At 39.5% G+C, this 16732-nt stretch carries 16 protein-coding genes; 2 read left to right on the top strand and 14 right to left on the bottom strand.

Features of this window, described 5'->3' with window-relative positions; all coding sequences use genetic code 11:
* Positions 1 to 9 precede the first annotated feature (9 nt).
* Genes WMO28_RS02380 through WMO28_RS02360 form a run of 5 tightly spaced genes read right to left on the bottom strand, consistent with a single transcriptional unit; the run spans position 10 to position 5380 of the window.
* Complete coding sequence (locus tag WMO28_RS02380) at positions 10 to 1728, bottom strand: cache domain-containing sensor histidine kinase (protein WP_349055949.1); 1719 nt, start codon at positions 1726 to 1728, stop codon at positions 10 to 12.
* A gap of 15 nt (positions 1729 to 1743) precedes the next feature.
* Positions 1744 to 2568, bottom strand: coding sequence for a 3-keto-5-aminohexanoate cleavage protein (locus tag WMO28_RS02375; protein WP_178645071.1), 825 nt, complete (start codon positions 2566 to 2568; stop codon positions 1744 to 1746).
* Positions 2565 to 3269: a GntR family transcriptional regulator gene (locus WMO28_RS02370; RefSeq protein ID WP_178645070.1), complete on the bottom strand. Its 705-nt coding sequence runs from the start codon at positions 3267 to 3269 to the stop codon at positions 2565 to 2567. The genes WMO28_RS02375 and WMO28_RS02370 overlap by 4 nt, the downstream gene beginning before the upstream one ends.
* 1 nt (position 3270) lies before the next feature.
* Positions 3271 to 3945 (bottom strand): aspartate/glutamate racemase family protein, encoded by a 675-nt coding sequence (locus WMO28_RS02365; RefSeq protein ID WP_178645069.1) that lies wholly within the window; start codon positions 3943 to 3945, stop codon positions 3271 to 3273.
* A 13-nt stretch (positions 3946 to 3958) separates the two neighbouring features.
* Entirely contained in the window at positions 3959 to 5380 is a 1422-nt protein-coding gene (locus WMO28_RS02360; RefSeq protein WP_178645081.1) for a four-carbon acid sugar kinase family protein, read from the bottom strand.
* Between the two features lie 280 nt (positions 5381 to 5660).
* Between WMO28_RS02360 and WMO28_RS02355 the strand changes: the two genes are divergently transcribed.
* Positions 5661 to 6977: a D-alanyl-D-alanine carboxypeptidase family protein gene (locus tag WMO28_RS02355; protein ID WP_349055948.1), complete on the top strand. Its 1317-nt coding sequence runs from the start codon at positions 5661 to 5663 to the stop codon at positions 6975 to 6977.
* Here WMO28_RS02355 and WMO28_RS02350 read toward each other — a convergent pair.
* The 6 genes from WMO28_RS02350 to WMO28_RS02325 form a co-directional block, all read right to left on the bottom strand.
* The gene (locus WMO28_RS02350) at positions 6948 to 7910 is read right to left on the bottom strand and encodes an exonuclease domain-containing protein (RefSeq protein ID WP_178645068.1); all 963 of its coding nucleotides are present in this window, start codon (positions 7908 to 7910) and stop codon (positions 6948 to 6950) included. The two genes, WMO28_RS02355 and WMO28_RS02350, sit on opposite strands and share 30 nt — an antisense overlap.
* Before the next feature lie 113 nt (positions 7911 to 8023).
* Positions 8024 to 8986 (bottom strand): nucleoside hydrolase, encoded by a 963-nt coding sequence (locus WMO28_RS02345; protein ID WP_178645067.1) that lies wholly within the window; start codon positions 8984 to 8986, stop codon positions 8024 to 8026.
* A 341-nt stretch (positions 8987 to 9327) separates the two neighbouring features.
* Positions 9328 to 9765 (bottom strand): Hsp20/alpha crystallin family protein, encoded by a 438-nt coding sequence (locus WMO28_RS02340; RefSeq protein ID WP_349055947.1) that lies wholly within the window; start codon positions 9763 to 9765, stop codon positions 9328 to 9330.
* Positions 9766 to 10110: 345 nt separating this feature from the next.
* Positions 10111 to 11334 (bottom strand): tyrosine-type recombinase/integrase, encoded by a 1224-nt coding sequence (locus WMO28_RS02335; protein WP_055220288.1) that lies wholly within the window; start codon positions 11332 to 11334, stop codon positions 10111 to 10113.
* A gap of 230 nt (positions 11335 to 11564) precedes the next feature.
* Entirely contained in the window at positions 11565 to 11759 is a 195-nt protein-coding gene (locus WMO28_RS02330; protein ID WP_026649299.1) for a hypothetical protein, read from the bottom strand.
* Positions 11756 to 11896: a hypothetical protein gene (locus WMO28_RS02325; protein WP_156339411.1), complete on the bottom strand. Its 141-nt coding sequence runs from the start codon at positions 11894 to 11896 to the stop codon at positions 11756 to 11758. Before WMO28_RS02325 ends, WMO28_RS02330 begins: the two co-directional genes overlap by 4 nt.
* Positions 11897 to 12412: 516 nt before the next feature.
* On the opposite strand from WMO28_RS02325, the gene WMO28_RS02320 reads away from it, so the two are divergent.
* Positions 12413 to 12973: a helix-turn-helix domain-containing protein gene (locus WMO28_RS02320; protein ID WP_055220286.1), complete on the top strand. Its 561-nt coding sequence runs from the start codon at positions 12413 to 12415 to the stop codon at positions 12971 to 12973.
* A 167-nt stretch (positions 12974 to 13140) separates the two neighbouring features.
* On the opposite strand, the gene WMO28_RS02315 is transcribed toward WMO28_RS02320, so the two are convergent.
* The 3 genes from WMO28_RS02315 to qatC are packed head-to-tail and all read right to left on the bottom strand — an operon-like array spanning position 13141 to position 16732.
* Complete coding sequence (locus WMO28_RS02315) at positions 13141 to 14607, bottom strand: RNA-binding domain-containing protein (RefSeq protein WP_055220284.1); 1467 nt, start codon at positions 14605 to 14607, stop codon at positions 13141 to 13143.
* Between the two features lie 29 nt (positions 14608 to 14636).
* The gene (locus tag WMO28_RS02310) at positions 14637 to 15365 is read right to left on the bottom strand and encodes a TatD family hydrolase (RefSeq protein WP_055220281.1); all 729 of its coding nucleotides are present in this window, start codon (positions 15363 to 15365) and stop codon (positions 14637 to 14639) included.
* Complete coding sequence (qatC, locus tag WMO28_RS02305) at positions 15362 to 16732, bottom strand: Qat anti-phage system QueC-like protein QatC (protein ID WP_055220279.1); 1371 nt, start codon at positions 16730 to 16732, stop codon at positions 15362 to 15364. The genes WMO28_RS02310 and qatC overlap by 4 nt, the downstream gene beginning before the upstream one ends.

Here is a 16732-nt window from a genome sequence, read left to right as displayed (position 1 = left end):
CGCTTTATTTTATATCCTCATTTCATTTTCCATAAGAACGATCTTCACCCTGGTTCCTTTTCCAGGTTCACTCGTAATCACTACTTCTGAATTTTCACCATAATACAATTCTATTCTTTCTTTTACATTGTTTATCCCATATCCTTTATTCAGTTTTGACATATCATCAATTCCCACTCCGTCATCAATAACGGTAAAAACAATTCTTTCTTCTTCCTCATGTCCGGTGATCCAGATATTTCCTTCTCCTATTTTTGTCTCCAGACCATGATATACTGCATTTTCTACAAACGGAATCAGCAGAAGCTTGAGTATCTTTTTATCCATAAGGCTGCTGTCCACCTGTATCTGAACGTGGAATTTATCTTTATAACGCATATTCTGAATTGTAATATAAGCACGGATATGATCCAGTTCATCTCTGACCTGAATCAGATTACTTCCTTTATTCAGACTCAGTTTAAAGTTGTCCGAAAGAGCCGCCACCATCGTAGCAATCTCATCTTCCTCATGTACAATTGCCATGCAGTAAAGAGCATCCAATGCATTATAAAGAAAATGGGGATTGATCTGCTCCTGTAAGAGATGAAGTTCCTGTTCTCTCTGTTTGATCTTGGCATAAAGAAGCCGTTCTCTTAAAACCAGATTATTATTTACCATCTCTTTAAATTTCTGTCCCAGAAGCCCCACTTCACTGTCATCGAATTCTTCCGTAATATTTCGTGTGCCTTCCTCCACGCTCTGCATGGTTCGTTCCAGCTTTTTCAGGGGCATATATATTCTTCTTGCAATGGTATGAGAAACAAACATACCGACACCAAACAAAATCAGTATCATTATGCTGATAAGAGTGCCAATACTGATTTTCTGAGCATTTAACTCACTGGACTGAATTCCGCTTATCAGCTTCCATCCATTTACAAAACTTCCTCTGGTGCTGAAAATATACGAAGTTTTTCCTGACTGTACAGAATCTTCTATGTATGCCTTATAGATTCCTTCTTTGTAATTTTCATCTCCCTGAAAATAAATCAGCTGATTTTCTTTATTTTCATCCACAACCATAAAACAGTTCGTTTTATAATTTCCCCGGTTCTCAAACGCTTTTTTGAAAATATTTTTAGATACATTTACAACCAGATAACCTACTCCGCTGTCTTCCTTATAACCTCTGAGATACTTCACAATCGACAGGGTATCTTCTTTTCCTGTAAGAGCATTGCTGCCCAGGATGAGTTCTTTTCCATCTGCATCCTGGGCTTCTTTTATCCAATCCTGTTTCAGTATTTCTCCATTTCGATAAAACGAAGTATATTGAGACAAATCGGATTTCTTTGAATGAATATGAAGTTTTCCGTTAAGACTGACAGACAGCACTTCCTGAACCGATGCCTGTTGCAGTGTCAGCTCATTTACACTTTTTTCCAGTATTCTTGTTTCTTTTGAAGAAAAATAAGATCCCTCTTCCTCTCCTGCCTCTGAAAGTGCTTTCATATAAGCCTCCTTCAGAAGCAGATTTCTCATTCCTTCTATAATACTGTTGAGCTGCAGTTCCACAATATTATCTGAAGTCTGCAAACTATAATAAAAGTCCTGCTGATAGTTCTCCACAATTTTATTCGTAGTCAGCATAAAAGTACCGATTCCCAGAACCAGCATTGAAAAAATAGAGATGCTTATGATTGCAATCTGAATCTGCTGTTGAATGGTGCGTTGTTTTATTTTCACACTGCCAGTCATATCTTATAATGCCTTTATCTTTAACATCTGTCTCACTTCATCCGGTGTCATCGGTTCCATGCCTTTACCGCGGATCAGCTCTGTGGCAGCTTTTATAAGCTCGGCATTGGTTTTACACCGTACTCCGTTTTCCAGATAATCAGAATCCTCAAACCCTAATCTTAATGATGCAGCTCCCATATCCAGTGCTTTTCTCACCATATTAAAATCTTTTCGGTTTGCCTCTGTATAACCCCATAATACTTTTTTTCCATCTTCAGGAAACGTCTCATACAGATATTCTTTCATATGACGAAGAGCATTTTCTGTTGCAGGCATCTCTCCCCCGTGGCCAAATACCAGAGCAAAAAGGATCGGATCTACAAAATGAAATTTTTCATCCAGCTGACGTACTGTATTGATCATACCAAGCTCAAATACCTCTATCTCCGGTCTCTTGTCTTCACGGATCAGTTCTCCCACACAATATTCCACATCATCAATAGGATTTTTGTATACAGACTTCCCAAGATTTACAGAACCGACATTCAGACTGACCGCTTCCGTATAGGCTGCATAACAGGGCTGTACTCTTTCTCTGATCGTAAGATCTGAAACTCCACCTGTGGAAATCTCCACCACAATATCGCAGGCTTCACGAATATATCGGATAGTTTCATCCATAAGCGTCATATCCGGAGTAAGCTTTCCATGTGCATCTCTTACATGAAGATGAACCATGGATGCACCTAATTTCCAGCATTCGATCACATCATCTGCTATTTTTCTCGGATTGATATCTGTATCTGATGCACTTACCGGTGCTACAGAAAGCATTATTTTCTTCATATTTTTTCTCCATTCCAATATACATAATGATCAGTTACTGTCTGGACAATCTTATCTTTCTCTCTTTTTGAAATTACTTCCAGAATCTGTCTGTGAAGTTCTGCAAAATGCTCAACCTCTCCTTTCTCGATCACTTTACGTATTGCTTCCAGACGTGAGGGAACAGTCAGTCTGGTTATATATTCCGTAATTGTTACAATCTGTGGATTCTCCGATAATTCTGCAATTCCTGTATGAAATTCCGTATCTGCTTCCATAATTTTATCCGGATCCGGTTTGGGTTCATTCAGCACAATCTGCATTTTCTCCTGTATTTCATACAGCTTTTGAATTTTTTTCTGCTCCAGCTCTTTCTCAAGGATAACATTCAGCGTACCAATCTCTATAACAGCCCGAAGCTGCACAAAATCTTTCCAGCTGTTTTTTCTCAGAATAATCTGATACAGCATAGGATCAAGTAACTTTTGATTGTAGCTTTCACTGACAAATGTACCATCCGCACGTTTAATATAAACAACGCCATTTGCTTCCAGCTTTTTAACTGCTTCCCTCACAGAATTTCTTCCTGCCTCATATTCTCTGCACAACTCTACTTCTGTGGGAAGTTTTGAACCTGGCTGGAATCGTCCGGAAATAATTCCCGACACGATGCCATCAGTAACTTTATCAACTACTGATCTTTTCTTCCCATTTTCACTCATTTTATTTTACGGTTCCCTTTCTGATAAGTGCTTTCTTTAATTCTGCTGCACCAAATCTCGGACTGGAAAGAACTACCTTTCCAAATTTTTCTGCAATATACTCTTCACAGTATGCCATGCTTCCCTGTGCAAAAAGTACCACATCCACATCATCTGCAATCTTTTCGATACTTTCTGCCATTCGTGCACGGAACTCATCCTGATTCAGACCAAAAGCACCTTCAACAAGACAGTCAACCAGTTCCACATGCTTTCCGCATTCACGGCTCATACGGACAATGGTATTCTTAGTTGGTTCCAGCGTTGTTGCAAGGGTTGCTACTACACCGATTTTCTTTCCCTGTCTTACTGCTTCCCGACACATTTCTTCATCTACACGGACAACAGGAACCCCGATATACTTTGCCGCATCCTGTGCCGCATCTGCAACTTCACCTACTGACGAACAGAGATTCAGCATTGCTTCACAGTCTTCCTCAACTGCTTTCATATACATTCCAATCAGTCTGGCAGCTGCCTTTGGTGTTACATATCCGGCATCTCTTGTCTCTGCCAGAATAGACGGATCTTCAAGGCTGTATAATTCTACATTTTCCCCAAGCTGCTTTTTTACTTCTTTCTCAACAAGCTCAATAAGCTCCGGTGTTGTGCTGGTATAAATTAATCCTACTTTCATTTTCTGATCTCCTTTATTTATTCATTAAAATTTCTACTGCTTCACATAAAGTTGTTATTTCTCCCACATTTCCGGGAAAAATAACATACGGAATACCCGGAAATTTACTTTCCTGACCTGTCTGCCACACAGGAATTCCCGGTCTGATCTGTCCAAGAACTTTTGCATGTTTTACTTTCAGAGCCTTTACTCCCACATCACTTGATGTAATTCCGCCTTTAGCAATAACGAAAGCCGGTGTTACTTCAAGTTCTCCTACACATTTCTGCAGCGCATCGCTGATTTTCACCGAACGTTTCAGTGCTTCTTCCGGCGTATCGTTTTCTACTTTCAGAAGAGTTCTTTTTGTAGAAACACACACGGTAGTTCCATGGCTGATCAGGTTCTGAGTAACAGTAATAACCCGTTTTGTCTCTTCTTCCAGTTTCTTTTCCTCAAGAACCAGATCGGAATTTAATTCTATAAATGTAATATCCGAAATATTTTTCAGTTCATTTAACTGTGCTGTCGTTTTTGCCGTATGGCTTCCTACTGCAATAATTCCGCCATTTTCTGTCTCCCTGCTGATCATCTCTTTTCTTGTAAGATATTCTTTATCGGAAATGTCTCCAAAAGCTTTTACCAATGCGGCCGCTGTACGAAAAGTGTAATGTTTTCCCTGTGCAATGGCACGATAAAGTGCAGTACAGAAAATTTTCACATCAACATTGTCAATCGCATTTACTATAATTTTTTCATAATTTTTCACAGACATCAGTTTCTTCTGAATCTCAGTATAATTCATACTGCGAAGAAGCTCCAGAGAAATTGTAATACAGTCATCCGCTTTGAATTTTCCTCTGGTCTTTTCTTCCACGTACTCGCATAAGTTGCTGGATGTATATCCGAATGTCTCATCACCGGCAAACTCTGTCTGTCCTGCCGGTACAAGTTCCTCACCGTATTTTACATAGTGAACATTGTTCAATGTAAATCTGCCACCTTCTTTAAAATACGGACAAAGAATCTCTCCGTCTACTTTCCAGGAATTTCTTTTTTCCATTTCTTCTTTTACAATTTCAGTTTCCAATGGAAAATGACCTCTCAAAGTAGAATCACTTCTATTGATAATACAGTATTTCATACCCGTTTCATCTGCCGCGATCTGAACATTATTTACAATTTCACGATGAGCTTTTATTGTTTCTTCTTCTGTAAAACCGCGGGAATTTGTCAATACAAAAAAAAGTTTGTTTTTCTCGGCAAACCCTTCTTTCATACTTTCTACACTCCAGTCTGTATAAACAGACACATCATGTACTGTCTGTACACCTGTCGGGTCATCATCAAGAACTACGATTTTCAGACAGGAGCTTTCTGCTTCCTCTGTCAGTAATCGATTCACTTCTTCCACATCTGGAAGCTGATATTTATTCAGGATATCAGCACTGATTATTTTCTCATTCATCAAACATCCTACCTTTGCTTTTAAAAAAATTTGATATAACTCTGGCACTTTCTAGCTTCATAGTATAAACATCCTACCTTTAAAATACAAGACGAATCAATAATATTTTGACATAATCTAAAAAACTCTTAATGGAAATTTCACAGACTGCAAGTGGTTTTTCCGAAAAGAAAGTGGTATACTACTACAGAATCTCGCAGATGCTCCCTGCGTCTGCTTTATTATCGGGCAAAAAATTTCTACCCGGCTCTACATTGAAAGGTAATTTATGATGAACACTAAGAAAAAACGATCCCTGCGCCGGATCTTTGCAGGTATTCTCTGTGTAGGAGTCCTGTTTACAGGCGCTGTTCCCTGCAGTGCTTCCGCACCGCTTGGTTACGATGAGTATGGCGATCCTATCGTCACTGCAACACCTGTTCCGGACAACAGTGGACAGAGCAGCCAGACTATCGCAGTCGCACCTGCACATTCCAGTTACTATTCACAGGCCGCTGACACAGATTCCATTGAAGGCTGGCCTACAGGCCCGAATATTGAAGCCCAGGCTGCAGTACTTATGGATGTGAACACAGAAGCTGTTCTCTATTCCAAAAATGCTGATACACAGATGTATCCGGCCAGCATTACCAAGATCCTGACCACACTTCTGGCCTGTGAAAATTTAGGTTCAAAGGATGACATCACAGTTTCCGAAAGTGCTTCCGCCAGCGTATCTGCCGGTGACTCCAGCATTTACGCAGCTCCCGGCGAGAAATTCACAAGAGATCAGGCATTGATGGCTGTCATGCTTCAGTCTGCCAACGAAATGTCCGTTGCCGTTGCCGAGAAGGTTTCCGGTTCTGTAAAGAAATTCACTGAACTTATGAACTGGCGCGCGAAGCTTTTTGGCTGTAAGAACACGCACTTCAACAATCCAAACGGCCTTCCGGATGAGAATCACTATACCACAGCTTCCGACATGGCAAAGATCGCAAAAGCAGCCTGGCTGAATCCGCTTTACCGGCGCTTCTGTACCAGACGGTATTATGAGATCCCGGCCACCAACAAATTCGCGGAAGCACGTCAGCTTCTGAATCATCACAAGATGATCAAGAACGGCGAATATTATTACGAAGGCGTCCTCGGAGGAAAAACGGGCTACACCGATGCATCCGGCAACACTCTTGTCACTTACTGTAAGCGTGGAAATATGACTCTTGTCGCAGTCATCCTGAATTCTACTTCTGCAGCAAATGCTTACGGCGACACGGCTTCACTTTTTAATTATGGTTATGATAATTTTGAGAAACTGGATATGAAGGTGTCCATGGATCCAGTCCCGTTTAAGGTACTCCCATGCGACAAATATATCCTTAAGAATAACGGAAATACTTATCCGTTCTATTATAAGAGTAAGGTTTATGTGACAGTGCCAAAAGGCACCAAAAGTTCCAGCCTTGCCAAACGCCAGGCCGTCCTCCAGGATGCTGTCGGCCCGCTGCGTCTGAAAAGCAAATATTATTATAATAAACAGATGGTTGGATGGGGAATGCAGTACGAACGAAATGTTGTATCAGACCTGCTTCTCCAGGCTTCTTCTTAAAAGTTTCTTGCGGCGGAGTGATTCGTGTTTTTCGCGGATCTCATCCGCCGCTTCTGTATCCTGTACTCTCAGGGTTTTTACTCCGAAATATTTTCCGGCGTCGGTTTTGCGGATGCGGATCTTTCCTGCAACCGGTCCATGCTCATGGCAGAGAGCAAGGCTGTAATATACCTTGGAATTGTTGGTACTGAACCAGCGGATCTTCCGTTTTGCAGGACATCTGCAGATGGGACACATGGTACTTATCATAGTTCGGTCCTTCATCAGACGTTCCTTTGACACAAATTCCCTGGATACGAATTTATCATGATCTGTATAGGAAATGTATATTTCCTTAGCCTTTGATTTCGGATTCTGGTATACATCCAGAGAAGGATGACGAATCATACATGCTTCATCAATTTCCAGAAGAATCCTTGCCGTATAACTGGCATCTGCCAGTGCTCTGTGAAAATCCCGGTTTTTTGGAAATTTCAGATAATCAATAGCATATTCCAGAGAACGTCTGGAAATCCCGTCTTCAAATTTCACACTGAAAAGCTTCTGTACATCATAATAATGAACAGGTCCGGGGATCAGCTTCAGAAGATTATAGTACTTCATGTTACGCTGGAGCTCCATCACATCCTGATCTCCCCAGGTAAAAAATCGATATTCCGGTCCACACCATTCCAGGAAATTCCGAATCGCCCTCGGAAAAGGAATCCCGTTCTCAAGCTCATGAAAATCCACATGGATCACTTCATGAATGCTGTCATGAATCCAGTGGTACACCTTGGGCTTGATCAGGCACTGAAAAGTGTCTATGATCTCTCTTTTTTCATTTAATTTTACTGCCCCGATCTCGATGATCTCAAAAGGGAGCCGGCTGTCCGGATGCTTTCTTCCATCCGGATTCTGGTTCCATTCCAGGTCAAATACTATATAGTTCATGGGTTTTCTTTCCTCTTATCTGACAGTGTGCACAGATATTTTTATGAAGAGCAGGCACTGTGTTCTGCTCCTCTATATCTTATGAACGCAGCTGCTTCATGGTCTGATCCCGGTTATTTCCCGGTTCTGCACTCAGAAACAGAATAAATCGCTTCGAACAGCTCCTGCTGAAAACGCTCTGTATCTGCGTCTGTCAGAATCATATCTTTTATTTTTTCTTCATCGTGAAGCCACCAGCGGAAATCGCATAATGTGGCACCCCGTCCGGCACCGTCAGAGCAATCCACATCCAGGAGCACTTTTTCTGTCTTAAAGAACTCCGGATGAAGGAGATACATAAACGGTACTGCATCGTGAATACTTGCCACACAGCGATATTTGGAAGAATTTTCAAGTATATAGCCAGCCATATCTCCACAGGCTCTGGCTGTCGGATCACCGGACTGACATAATTTCATGATCTGGTTTCTGGTAAGATTGCATTTCAGGGTAGCATCCAGTCCGCACATTACCAGTGGGATACCGGAATCGAATACGATCTTCGCAGCTTCCGGATCTGCATAAATATTGAATTCTGCTGCCGGTGTGATGTTTCCGCCTTTTGCTGCGCCGCCCATAAATACAATTTTTCCAATCTTATTCTTTATTTCAGGAAAAACCTTCAACAGAAGTGCGAGATTAGTCATCGGCGCAGTTTCGATCATTACTACCTGTTCACCCTCCGGAAGTCTGTTCAGAAGCTCACGGCTAAAAAGCACTGCATTGTCAGATGCAGTCTCTGATTTTGCTTCCGGCAGCACACAATGGCCAAGCCCTGTCTCTCCGTGAAATTCTTCCGCATGAAGTACCTCTTTCACAAGAGGACGTTCCTGGCCTCTTGCCACCGGAACCTTCAATCCGTAAAAATCTACCAGCTCCAGTGCATTCTTTGTCACTTTATCAATGGTATTATTTCCTGCAAATGTTGTCACTGCAAGAAGTTCCAGCTCGTCCTGATGCGCTGCCGCATATGCCAGCGCAATACCATCATCGATTCCCGGATCACAGTCCATGATAACCTTGATTCTGTCTCCCATATATTCACCTCTGTAAAAACTCTTTCCCCAATTTTATAGTATTGCTGAATTTCCGCTGTTTATCTGTTCCAAGTATAACAGAGTGAGGATGTAGTGTAAAGTTAATCAGAATTCACCTCTGTACTTCAGGCTGAAACATAAAGAACCCCTCTGCCGGGCATTGACAGAGGGGTGGAAAAAAAGGGGGTTATATTCATTTATATAAACAAATGCAATGTGCAATTTGGAGTTTTAAGTCAGGCGGATAAAATCATCCGCATTCGGTCAACCAGCCATTATCTGGTTATCTCTGCAATATCCGTTTGGGTTGTTCCGGATATTGGCTTCAAAGTAAATGCCGATCAATCAATAGAAACAAATTTCTTCTCTTCTGCTTCTTTCTTGGTCTCTTCCTTCGGGAAGGTTACATAAAGGATTCCGTTCTCATATTTCGCATGGATATCTTCATGCTTAATGCTCGAGCCTACATAAAAGCTTCTGTTGCAGGTTCCTGTATAACGTTCTCTGCGAACATATTTACCTTTATCATCCTTCTCGTCCTTCTTCTCTTCCCTGGTGGCCTGAATGTTCAGATAACCATTCTTCAGCTGGATCTTCACATCCTCCTTCTTAAATCCCGGAAGATCGATCTCCAGTTCATAATTGCCATCTACATCACGGATATCTGTCTTCATCATATCCTTCACCTGAGGATAAGCATTGGCAGCTGCCTGACGGCCTGCAGGATATCCCATAAAATCATCAAATAAATCTTCTCCGAAAATACTTGGTATTAACATAACTCATTCCTCCTGATCTATATTCGCTGCGTGCTACGCAACCATTTTTAATTTACTGTTTCAGAAAACATCTGAAAATTCTGTACGAACTTTCTCCGGAAGATTTCTCTTTTCTCTCTTCCTTTGTTCTGTATGTACTATAACACGCATTATTAGCACTGTCAAGAGGCGAGTGCTAATTATTTTGTGAAGATTTTGTGAAGCCTTGATTTTACGGGCTTCACAGGGATTTTTCACTTGCTTTCGCACTCGTTTTTCTTGATTTGACCACATTTTTACCACAAATTCTTGGAAAAATATATTCGTCTGATTTTCTTACCACATTTTACGACAACGACTTATGGTTTATACCACAGCAGGTACGGTTTCTGGCAAGTTCATTTTAGACATCTCGTTCTCCACATGAGACTTCTCTGCAATATGATTGTAGACATTCATTGTGATCTGTGCATCTGAATGGCCCATCACATACTGCATAACTTTGGGATTGACATTGTTCTCACCCAGTCTGGTACATCCCGTATGACGAAGAGTATGCGATGAAATGGGAGGCATCAGTTCCGGCTCTCGCTTCTCTTCTTCTGCCAGTTTGCTTTCTTTCTTATTATAGGCATTGACAATATTTTTCAGAAAGCTGTTCACTCCCGCCGGCATGATTGGACGTCCATGCTTTGTATTGAAGATGAATCCACTGCGTCCACCGATCTCTACATTACTCTGCAAACCAAGCATCAAGTTCAGCTCTCTCTGTTTACGGAACGCATCATATACCATCTGTGTCATAGGAATGTCTCTGATTCCTGCATCCGTTTTGGTTTCTGAATCATGAAAACAATATCCTTCATCACCTTCATAATATACAAGCTGTCCACCTACATGGATCTCCCGATTCTTCATATCCACATCTGACCAGGTTAATCCAATGGTTTCACTCACTCTCAGGCAAGCCCCAAACATAACCTGCATCATTGGAAGATGAGGCTTATACACATTACTCTGTTCAACAAACTTCAGAAGTTTTTCCTGCTGTTCCAATGTCAGTGCTTCTTTCTCTTTTGCCGGAGCCCCATAATCTCCAAGTGTTCCAGTTACCGGATTCTTACGGATAATCCCATCTTCCACTGCCAGTTCAAAACTGGGATTCAATAAGCCATAAAGGCCTTTGATTGTACTGTGTGCCAGTCCTTCATCTGACAATGCGGAAAAGAACGTCCTTATGTGAGATGTCTTAAAATCCACAACACGAATGTTTCCCAAAGTATTTCGTATCCGATAGTCCCACATACGAATATAATTCTTTTTCGTTCTTTCCTTGATATTCTTTGTTGCCATGTATCGCTCAAACAACGTATTTACGGTCAGCTTCTTGACTGAGGCGTCTGTAATAAGCAGATCATCCATATCCTTATTGATCTTCTTTTCCATTTCTCGCAGACTCGCCAGATCAGCTGCATAAACCGAATTACGCTTTCCGGTAATTTCATCCTTGTAGCGATACTCATAACGTCCATCCGGACGCTGGTATTCACCTGTTTTTAAATTTCTGCCTTTATTATCTTTTCTTGCCATATCATCATTCCTTTCACTTCATTTTTCGTTATTCGGAATGATTTTTGTCCTGTCGGTATCAGTCATTTACTGTCTGATATCTGCTCACAGATTAACATAATATTTTATGATTTCCAAGGGTAAATTCCTGCAAAATGCTAATTTTTATTTGCCTGTTTTACAGGAATATTTTCCCTTTTTTACTTTTCATTCCGAAGGAAAGTTGTTGTATTTTATCTTCTCATCTTTCATTACACTGCCATTGCATCAAGATATTTTTTTATCTTATCCACGTTATAAAGAACACGTCTTCCAATAATCACTCTTGCTTCTGCATAATCTGCAATTTTCTTTGCAGTTACTTCTCCGCAGGATAACATTGCCATTAATCCTTCAATATCTACCGTCAGACGGTTCTCAGCCTTATACTCTGTTGTTTTTCTCATGATGCACATACCTCCTTTCCTTCGTATTCTTCTGCATCACCTCCCAGACAGCGGTTATGCCCGTTGTCAGTACACTCTACTTTTTGTTTAGACTTCTTACGATGATTTTCCATTCCGTTCGGCGTGTTGGCTTCCATTCATACACCTGCTGTCAATGTTACAATCAACCTCTATCAGAATTATTCTGAATGTCAGCAGCTTCTTTCCAAACATACCGACCGTTTCCGGAGTATCTTCAACGCTCCCCATAAAAAGCTATGGATCTTGGCATCTGTGTTAGCTACATTTTCTATAAAGGAAAATATGGTGTACAGCTCATTCAATTTTCAAGGTACAAGAAGGATTTTAAATATCCCCTCATCTATACAGCCCTGCGAGGGTAAAATGTTATTCGATTTTTGGAATTTTAAAAAATCCTTTCACTAATAAAGCCTGACAGAAGCGATTTACCAACCTGCTTTTGCGATAATTCACAAAATATTTACATTTCAGCTTTTACTTTCGCTTTAATGCGAACTTTACTGTTCTGTTATTATAGTTCGCTTTAATGTTAATGTCAAGCATTTTATTCGCTTAGTTGCGAATGTTTCTGTTTACATTCTGAGATTTTGATAGTAAAATGGAATTATCAAATAGAAAGCAGGAAATCTGATATGACAATTGGTGATAAAATAAAAAAAATCCGGACATTCCGGAATATGACACAGGCAGAACTCGGTGCAGCTCTTGGCTGGGGCGATAAAGGTGCAAACCGCCTTGCCCAATATGAAACTAATTACCGGGTTCCCCGTAAAGATCTGGTTACTGAAATGGCTAAGATTTTGGATGTGAATCCACTGACACTGCATGAGCCAACTACGATGAATGCTTCTGAACTGATGGAAATCCTGTTCTGGATTGACGAATTTAATCCTGGCATGATTAATCTCTTTCAATTAGAGACTTATCCAAGCGAAAAATCAAATTCCAGTGGCGATACCGCTATCCGCTACCATGATTCTGATAGTTGGCCTGCTCATCCGCCTATTGGTATGTGGTTTAATTATGGGATTCTCAATGATTTTCTAAAAGAATGGACACTTAGAAAAGAAGAACTGACATCTGGTGCGATTACCAGAGATGAATATTTTGAATGGAAAATCAACTGGCCACAGACCTGTGATGATTGTGGTAAACGGGAACCGTCGAAACAGTGGCGGAAATCAAGCGAGTAGAGCTTAGTGAAACTTAGCAAAACTTAAATTTATTATATTTTTTTCTTTTTACTCAAGGAAAAGGCACTGAAAAACCGATAATCCATTGTTTTCAGTGCCTTTTTTGCATATTTTTCTATTAAGATTCTCTCACATGCTTATATAGGTGAAACTTAGCGAAACTTAAATTATGCCCAATATGGAATGTACTTTTTATATCTTGGTGCTGTATCCGGGTCCATTACTTTAATATATCCACCTTCGACAGCACTGGTAAGAAGTCTTGATGCCTTGGCCTTCTCTTTTTCTCCCAGACCAAATATTTTTCGAATATCTGAATTAGAAATACCTTCAAAATTGACATATGCTAGACACGCCTGCATATAGCAAGTCCGCATCCGATCTTCTTTGGTAGTTAATTCAAATGGTACTTTTGCAAACAATATTGCTTTTGTGAATTGATTATTCTGATTTTCAATTCTCGGAGCAAGCAGCTCATTTTTACCGGTTGCTTCAACAATCTTATCATAACCACTGCCACGCTCCTCACAAATACCACATTTGTGCATAAATCCGGCAATGTTTTCATTTCTGGATACTGGCACCGAATCTACAATTCTTTCGATTGCCACCAATGGTGCTCCGGCATTTGAAAACTCGATTCGATTTTTAAACACCTCCACCATTGGATTCGTTCCCCTTTGCTGAAGATCCTGATGTATCATAGCATTTGCCAGCAACTCACGGATAGCGATTTCTGGAAAACTGACAACAGATTTTCTCGTAGCTTCCACAATGACTTCTTCTTGCGGAATAATTGTCATAATATACTGCACGATTTCTTCATGTGAAAATGCATAACCTGCACAAAATTCCTTTTCTCTTATAGCATCCAATCTGGAATTTTCCTTGTACCAAATAACTCGAACCGATCTCCTATGCAAAGATTCGAATTTTTTCAAATCTTTTGCAATCATCAAAGCACCCATATTCGTGATATCCCATGTCCCAGCGTCATTTTTCATAATAAATTTTTCATGTTGCAGGTCTTCTAGTACCTTATCTCGATTTCTCGGAATCGGCATTTCAAGTTTGTCATAATATTTAGAATAATCCAGTAATGACACCATTTCATCCTCATTCAGATTTCCCATCGCAATTCGCAATTCATATGGTGTGGAATCAAATGTTCTCCACAATTCTCTTTCTTTATCCGGATACTCTTTTAAGTTCTTTTTATTTGTTCCAATTCTTATATATTCCCCACCAGCGAACTGTACCGGCTGTTTTTCTGCACAAGGAATCTCCATCAGCACAACCATTCCTTCATCCATCGGAACCTCAAAAAATCGGAAATTAATTCTTGGTGAAAGCATCCTGGAAAGCCATGCTTCCAATTCCTCATTTCCCTTTTTCATTTTGCGATACTGAAATTCAGTGCCTACAATTTTGTGCGTTGCATCATCCACACCCCAAACAAGATATGCTTTTGGTCGTTCGCATAATGCTGCTGAATTGCTCAAAGCAGAAATATATTCACCAATCATCTGTGGCTGTTTATTATTACATTTAAATTCTACCCACTCAGTCTCATCCGGAAGTTTTGCAAGTTCCCGGACAAGGCTTTGCAGATATTCTACTGATCGTATTGCCATAAAATCACCCTCTAACTTTGCAATTAACACTATTTTGAAAGAATATCTCGAAAATTAGCATAAACCATCTTAATAATGTCTGGTTCATTATAATATCGTGCAACTAACTCGTATATTTTTATTAAGTTGTTAAATGTGTACTTTTTTCCATCAATTTTTGTAAACGGTCCATCACTTTCAATTAATACTCTTGTTTTTGGTATCAAATACAATTTTTCTTTATTCTTTTCATTTGTTACCATGTTAGAATTAAGTGAAAAATAACATCCTATATCCACTAATTGTTGCAATTGCTCTCCGTTTCCATTAAACCAATGAATAATGCACCTACGAGGACGATATTTTTTCAAAATAGATATTGCTTCTTCCTCCGCTCTTCTAAGATGCACAGACATTAATTTATCCTTTTCTGCACACACTCTTACAATTTGCTCAAAATACATACATTGTTTATTACGCGAAATATAACTTTGTCTTGAAAAATCAAGTCCTATTTCTCCTACATAATTAGTTGTATTTACCAATTGCATAAAATCATAAAAATCCGCATCTTTCAGTGATACATCCTGTGGATGGAATCCAAGTGCAAATTTCAAATATTTTGTTTCCGGATATATGCGTTTACAGGATATATATACTCCAGGCGAATTCGTCATGCACAATGTATATTGTTTTCTTTCATTTATTCCGTCATATATTTTCTGATGCTCTTTGTAATAATCCAGATGAAAGTGTGTATCAATAAGGTGTTGAATCATAATCCCAGATACTCCTTCATTCTCTGATCTGCGGAAAAAAGTTGTACTAAATCCTCTATACTTTTCTTGTATAATGATAAAAATTTTTCAACTTCCTCTTCTGTTAATTCTCCTACGCATCTAATATATCTTTTTAATTCTTTATCCGAAGAATGTTTACAACGATAGATACTTCCAAGCACCGCTCTTAAATCTGCACTCTTCTCACTTTCTTCATATTCTATCAAAAAATCATAAGCTTCTCCCTGATAAGAATATTTTTTTATCTCATCTATGTCCAAAAGTGAACTTTTGCGTATCAAACACGGATAACAGTATCCGCAGTTTACAGGATATTCTTTAGAGCCCTTTTTATTATATCTTGCTAAACAAGGATGTGAGCATGAAATTGTATCTGCATAACAGCTTTTAAATGCATCTGTATCTTTAACTTGTCCTACAATCTCTCTCTTTGTATTGTACGCAAAAAAATTAGTAATAGTATTCTTTATTCCTACCTGTTCTAAGATACCATTAAATTGTCTTAAAAAATATGGATGAGTAGTTCTTGTACTGCAAGTCCCTTTTCTTCCTCCCGTTAGTGGAATATTGAGTCCGATGAATCCATTTTCCGGAATATAAACCGGTACATTTTCTCCTAAAATACCAGCCACGCTAAGTGCTGCACATAAAAACAGTAATGACCTGCCACGAGAAGTATTTTCGCTCCCCTTTAATATTCCTTCTTTTTCACTTATAGGAGCTCTGGAATTTGCTGTAAAACTAATAAATTTAACAGATTGTTCTGGATAAAGATCCTGAAAAGTCCTGACAAATAAATTCTGTCTTTTTGCAAGTTTAGGATATTCATTATGTCCAACCAGGCAAGGAGATCCCCCTTCTTCTAATAGTCTAATTGCACCACAAAAAGAATCCAATCCTCCTGAAAACAAACATACACAATCACAATCCTGAACATTCAAATGAATCCTATTTGCATGCTCTCTATAGCTATATATTACTTCGCTTTTTCTAAATACAATATGCCAATGATCTCCCGTTAAAAATCCAAGCATTTTTTCCCATTGTAAGCCCGTATCCTTCCATTTATCATATTCCAATACCGGAATTGATACATTTATATCTCTAGTCCAACAATTTTTAAACCTTCTTCTGGATACTCTTTTGTCTAAAGCAAAAATACTCAAACCTATTATAAATAAATCCTCATATATTGCAGGAATCTGCATTTGGTCCATCCGGTACCAGCTATTCGTTATATTTGTAAATATCGTACTATATTGTTTTCGATTAATCGAAAAAACATATGCATCTTTCCATTCGCCATCTGGCTTTTTCTCTTGTTCCTTATCAACCCAAAACCGCAT

Source organism: Blautia aquisgranensis (genome assembly GCF_040096615.1).
Classification (GTDB): Bacteria; Bacillota; Clostridia; order Lachnospirales; family Lachnospiraceae; genus Blautia_A; species Blautia_A aquisgranensis.
This window is presented reverse-complemented; position numbering and strand designations above follow the sequence as displayed.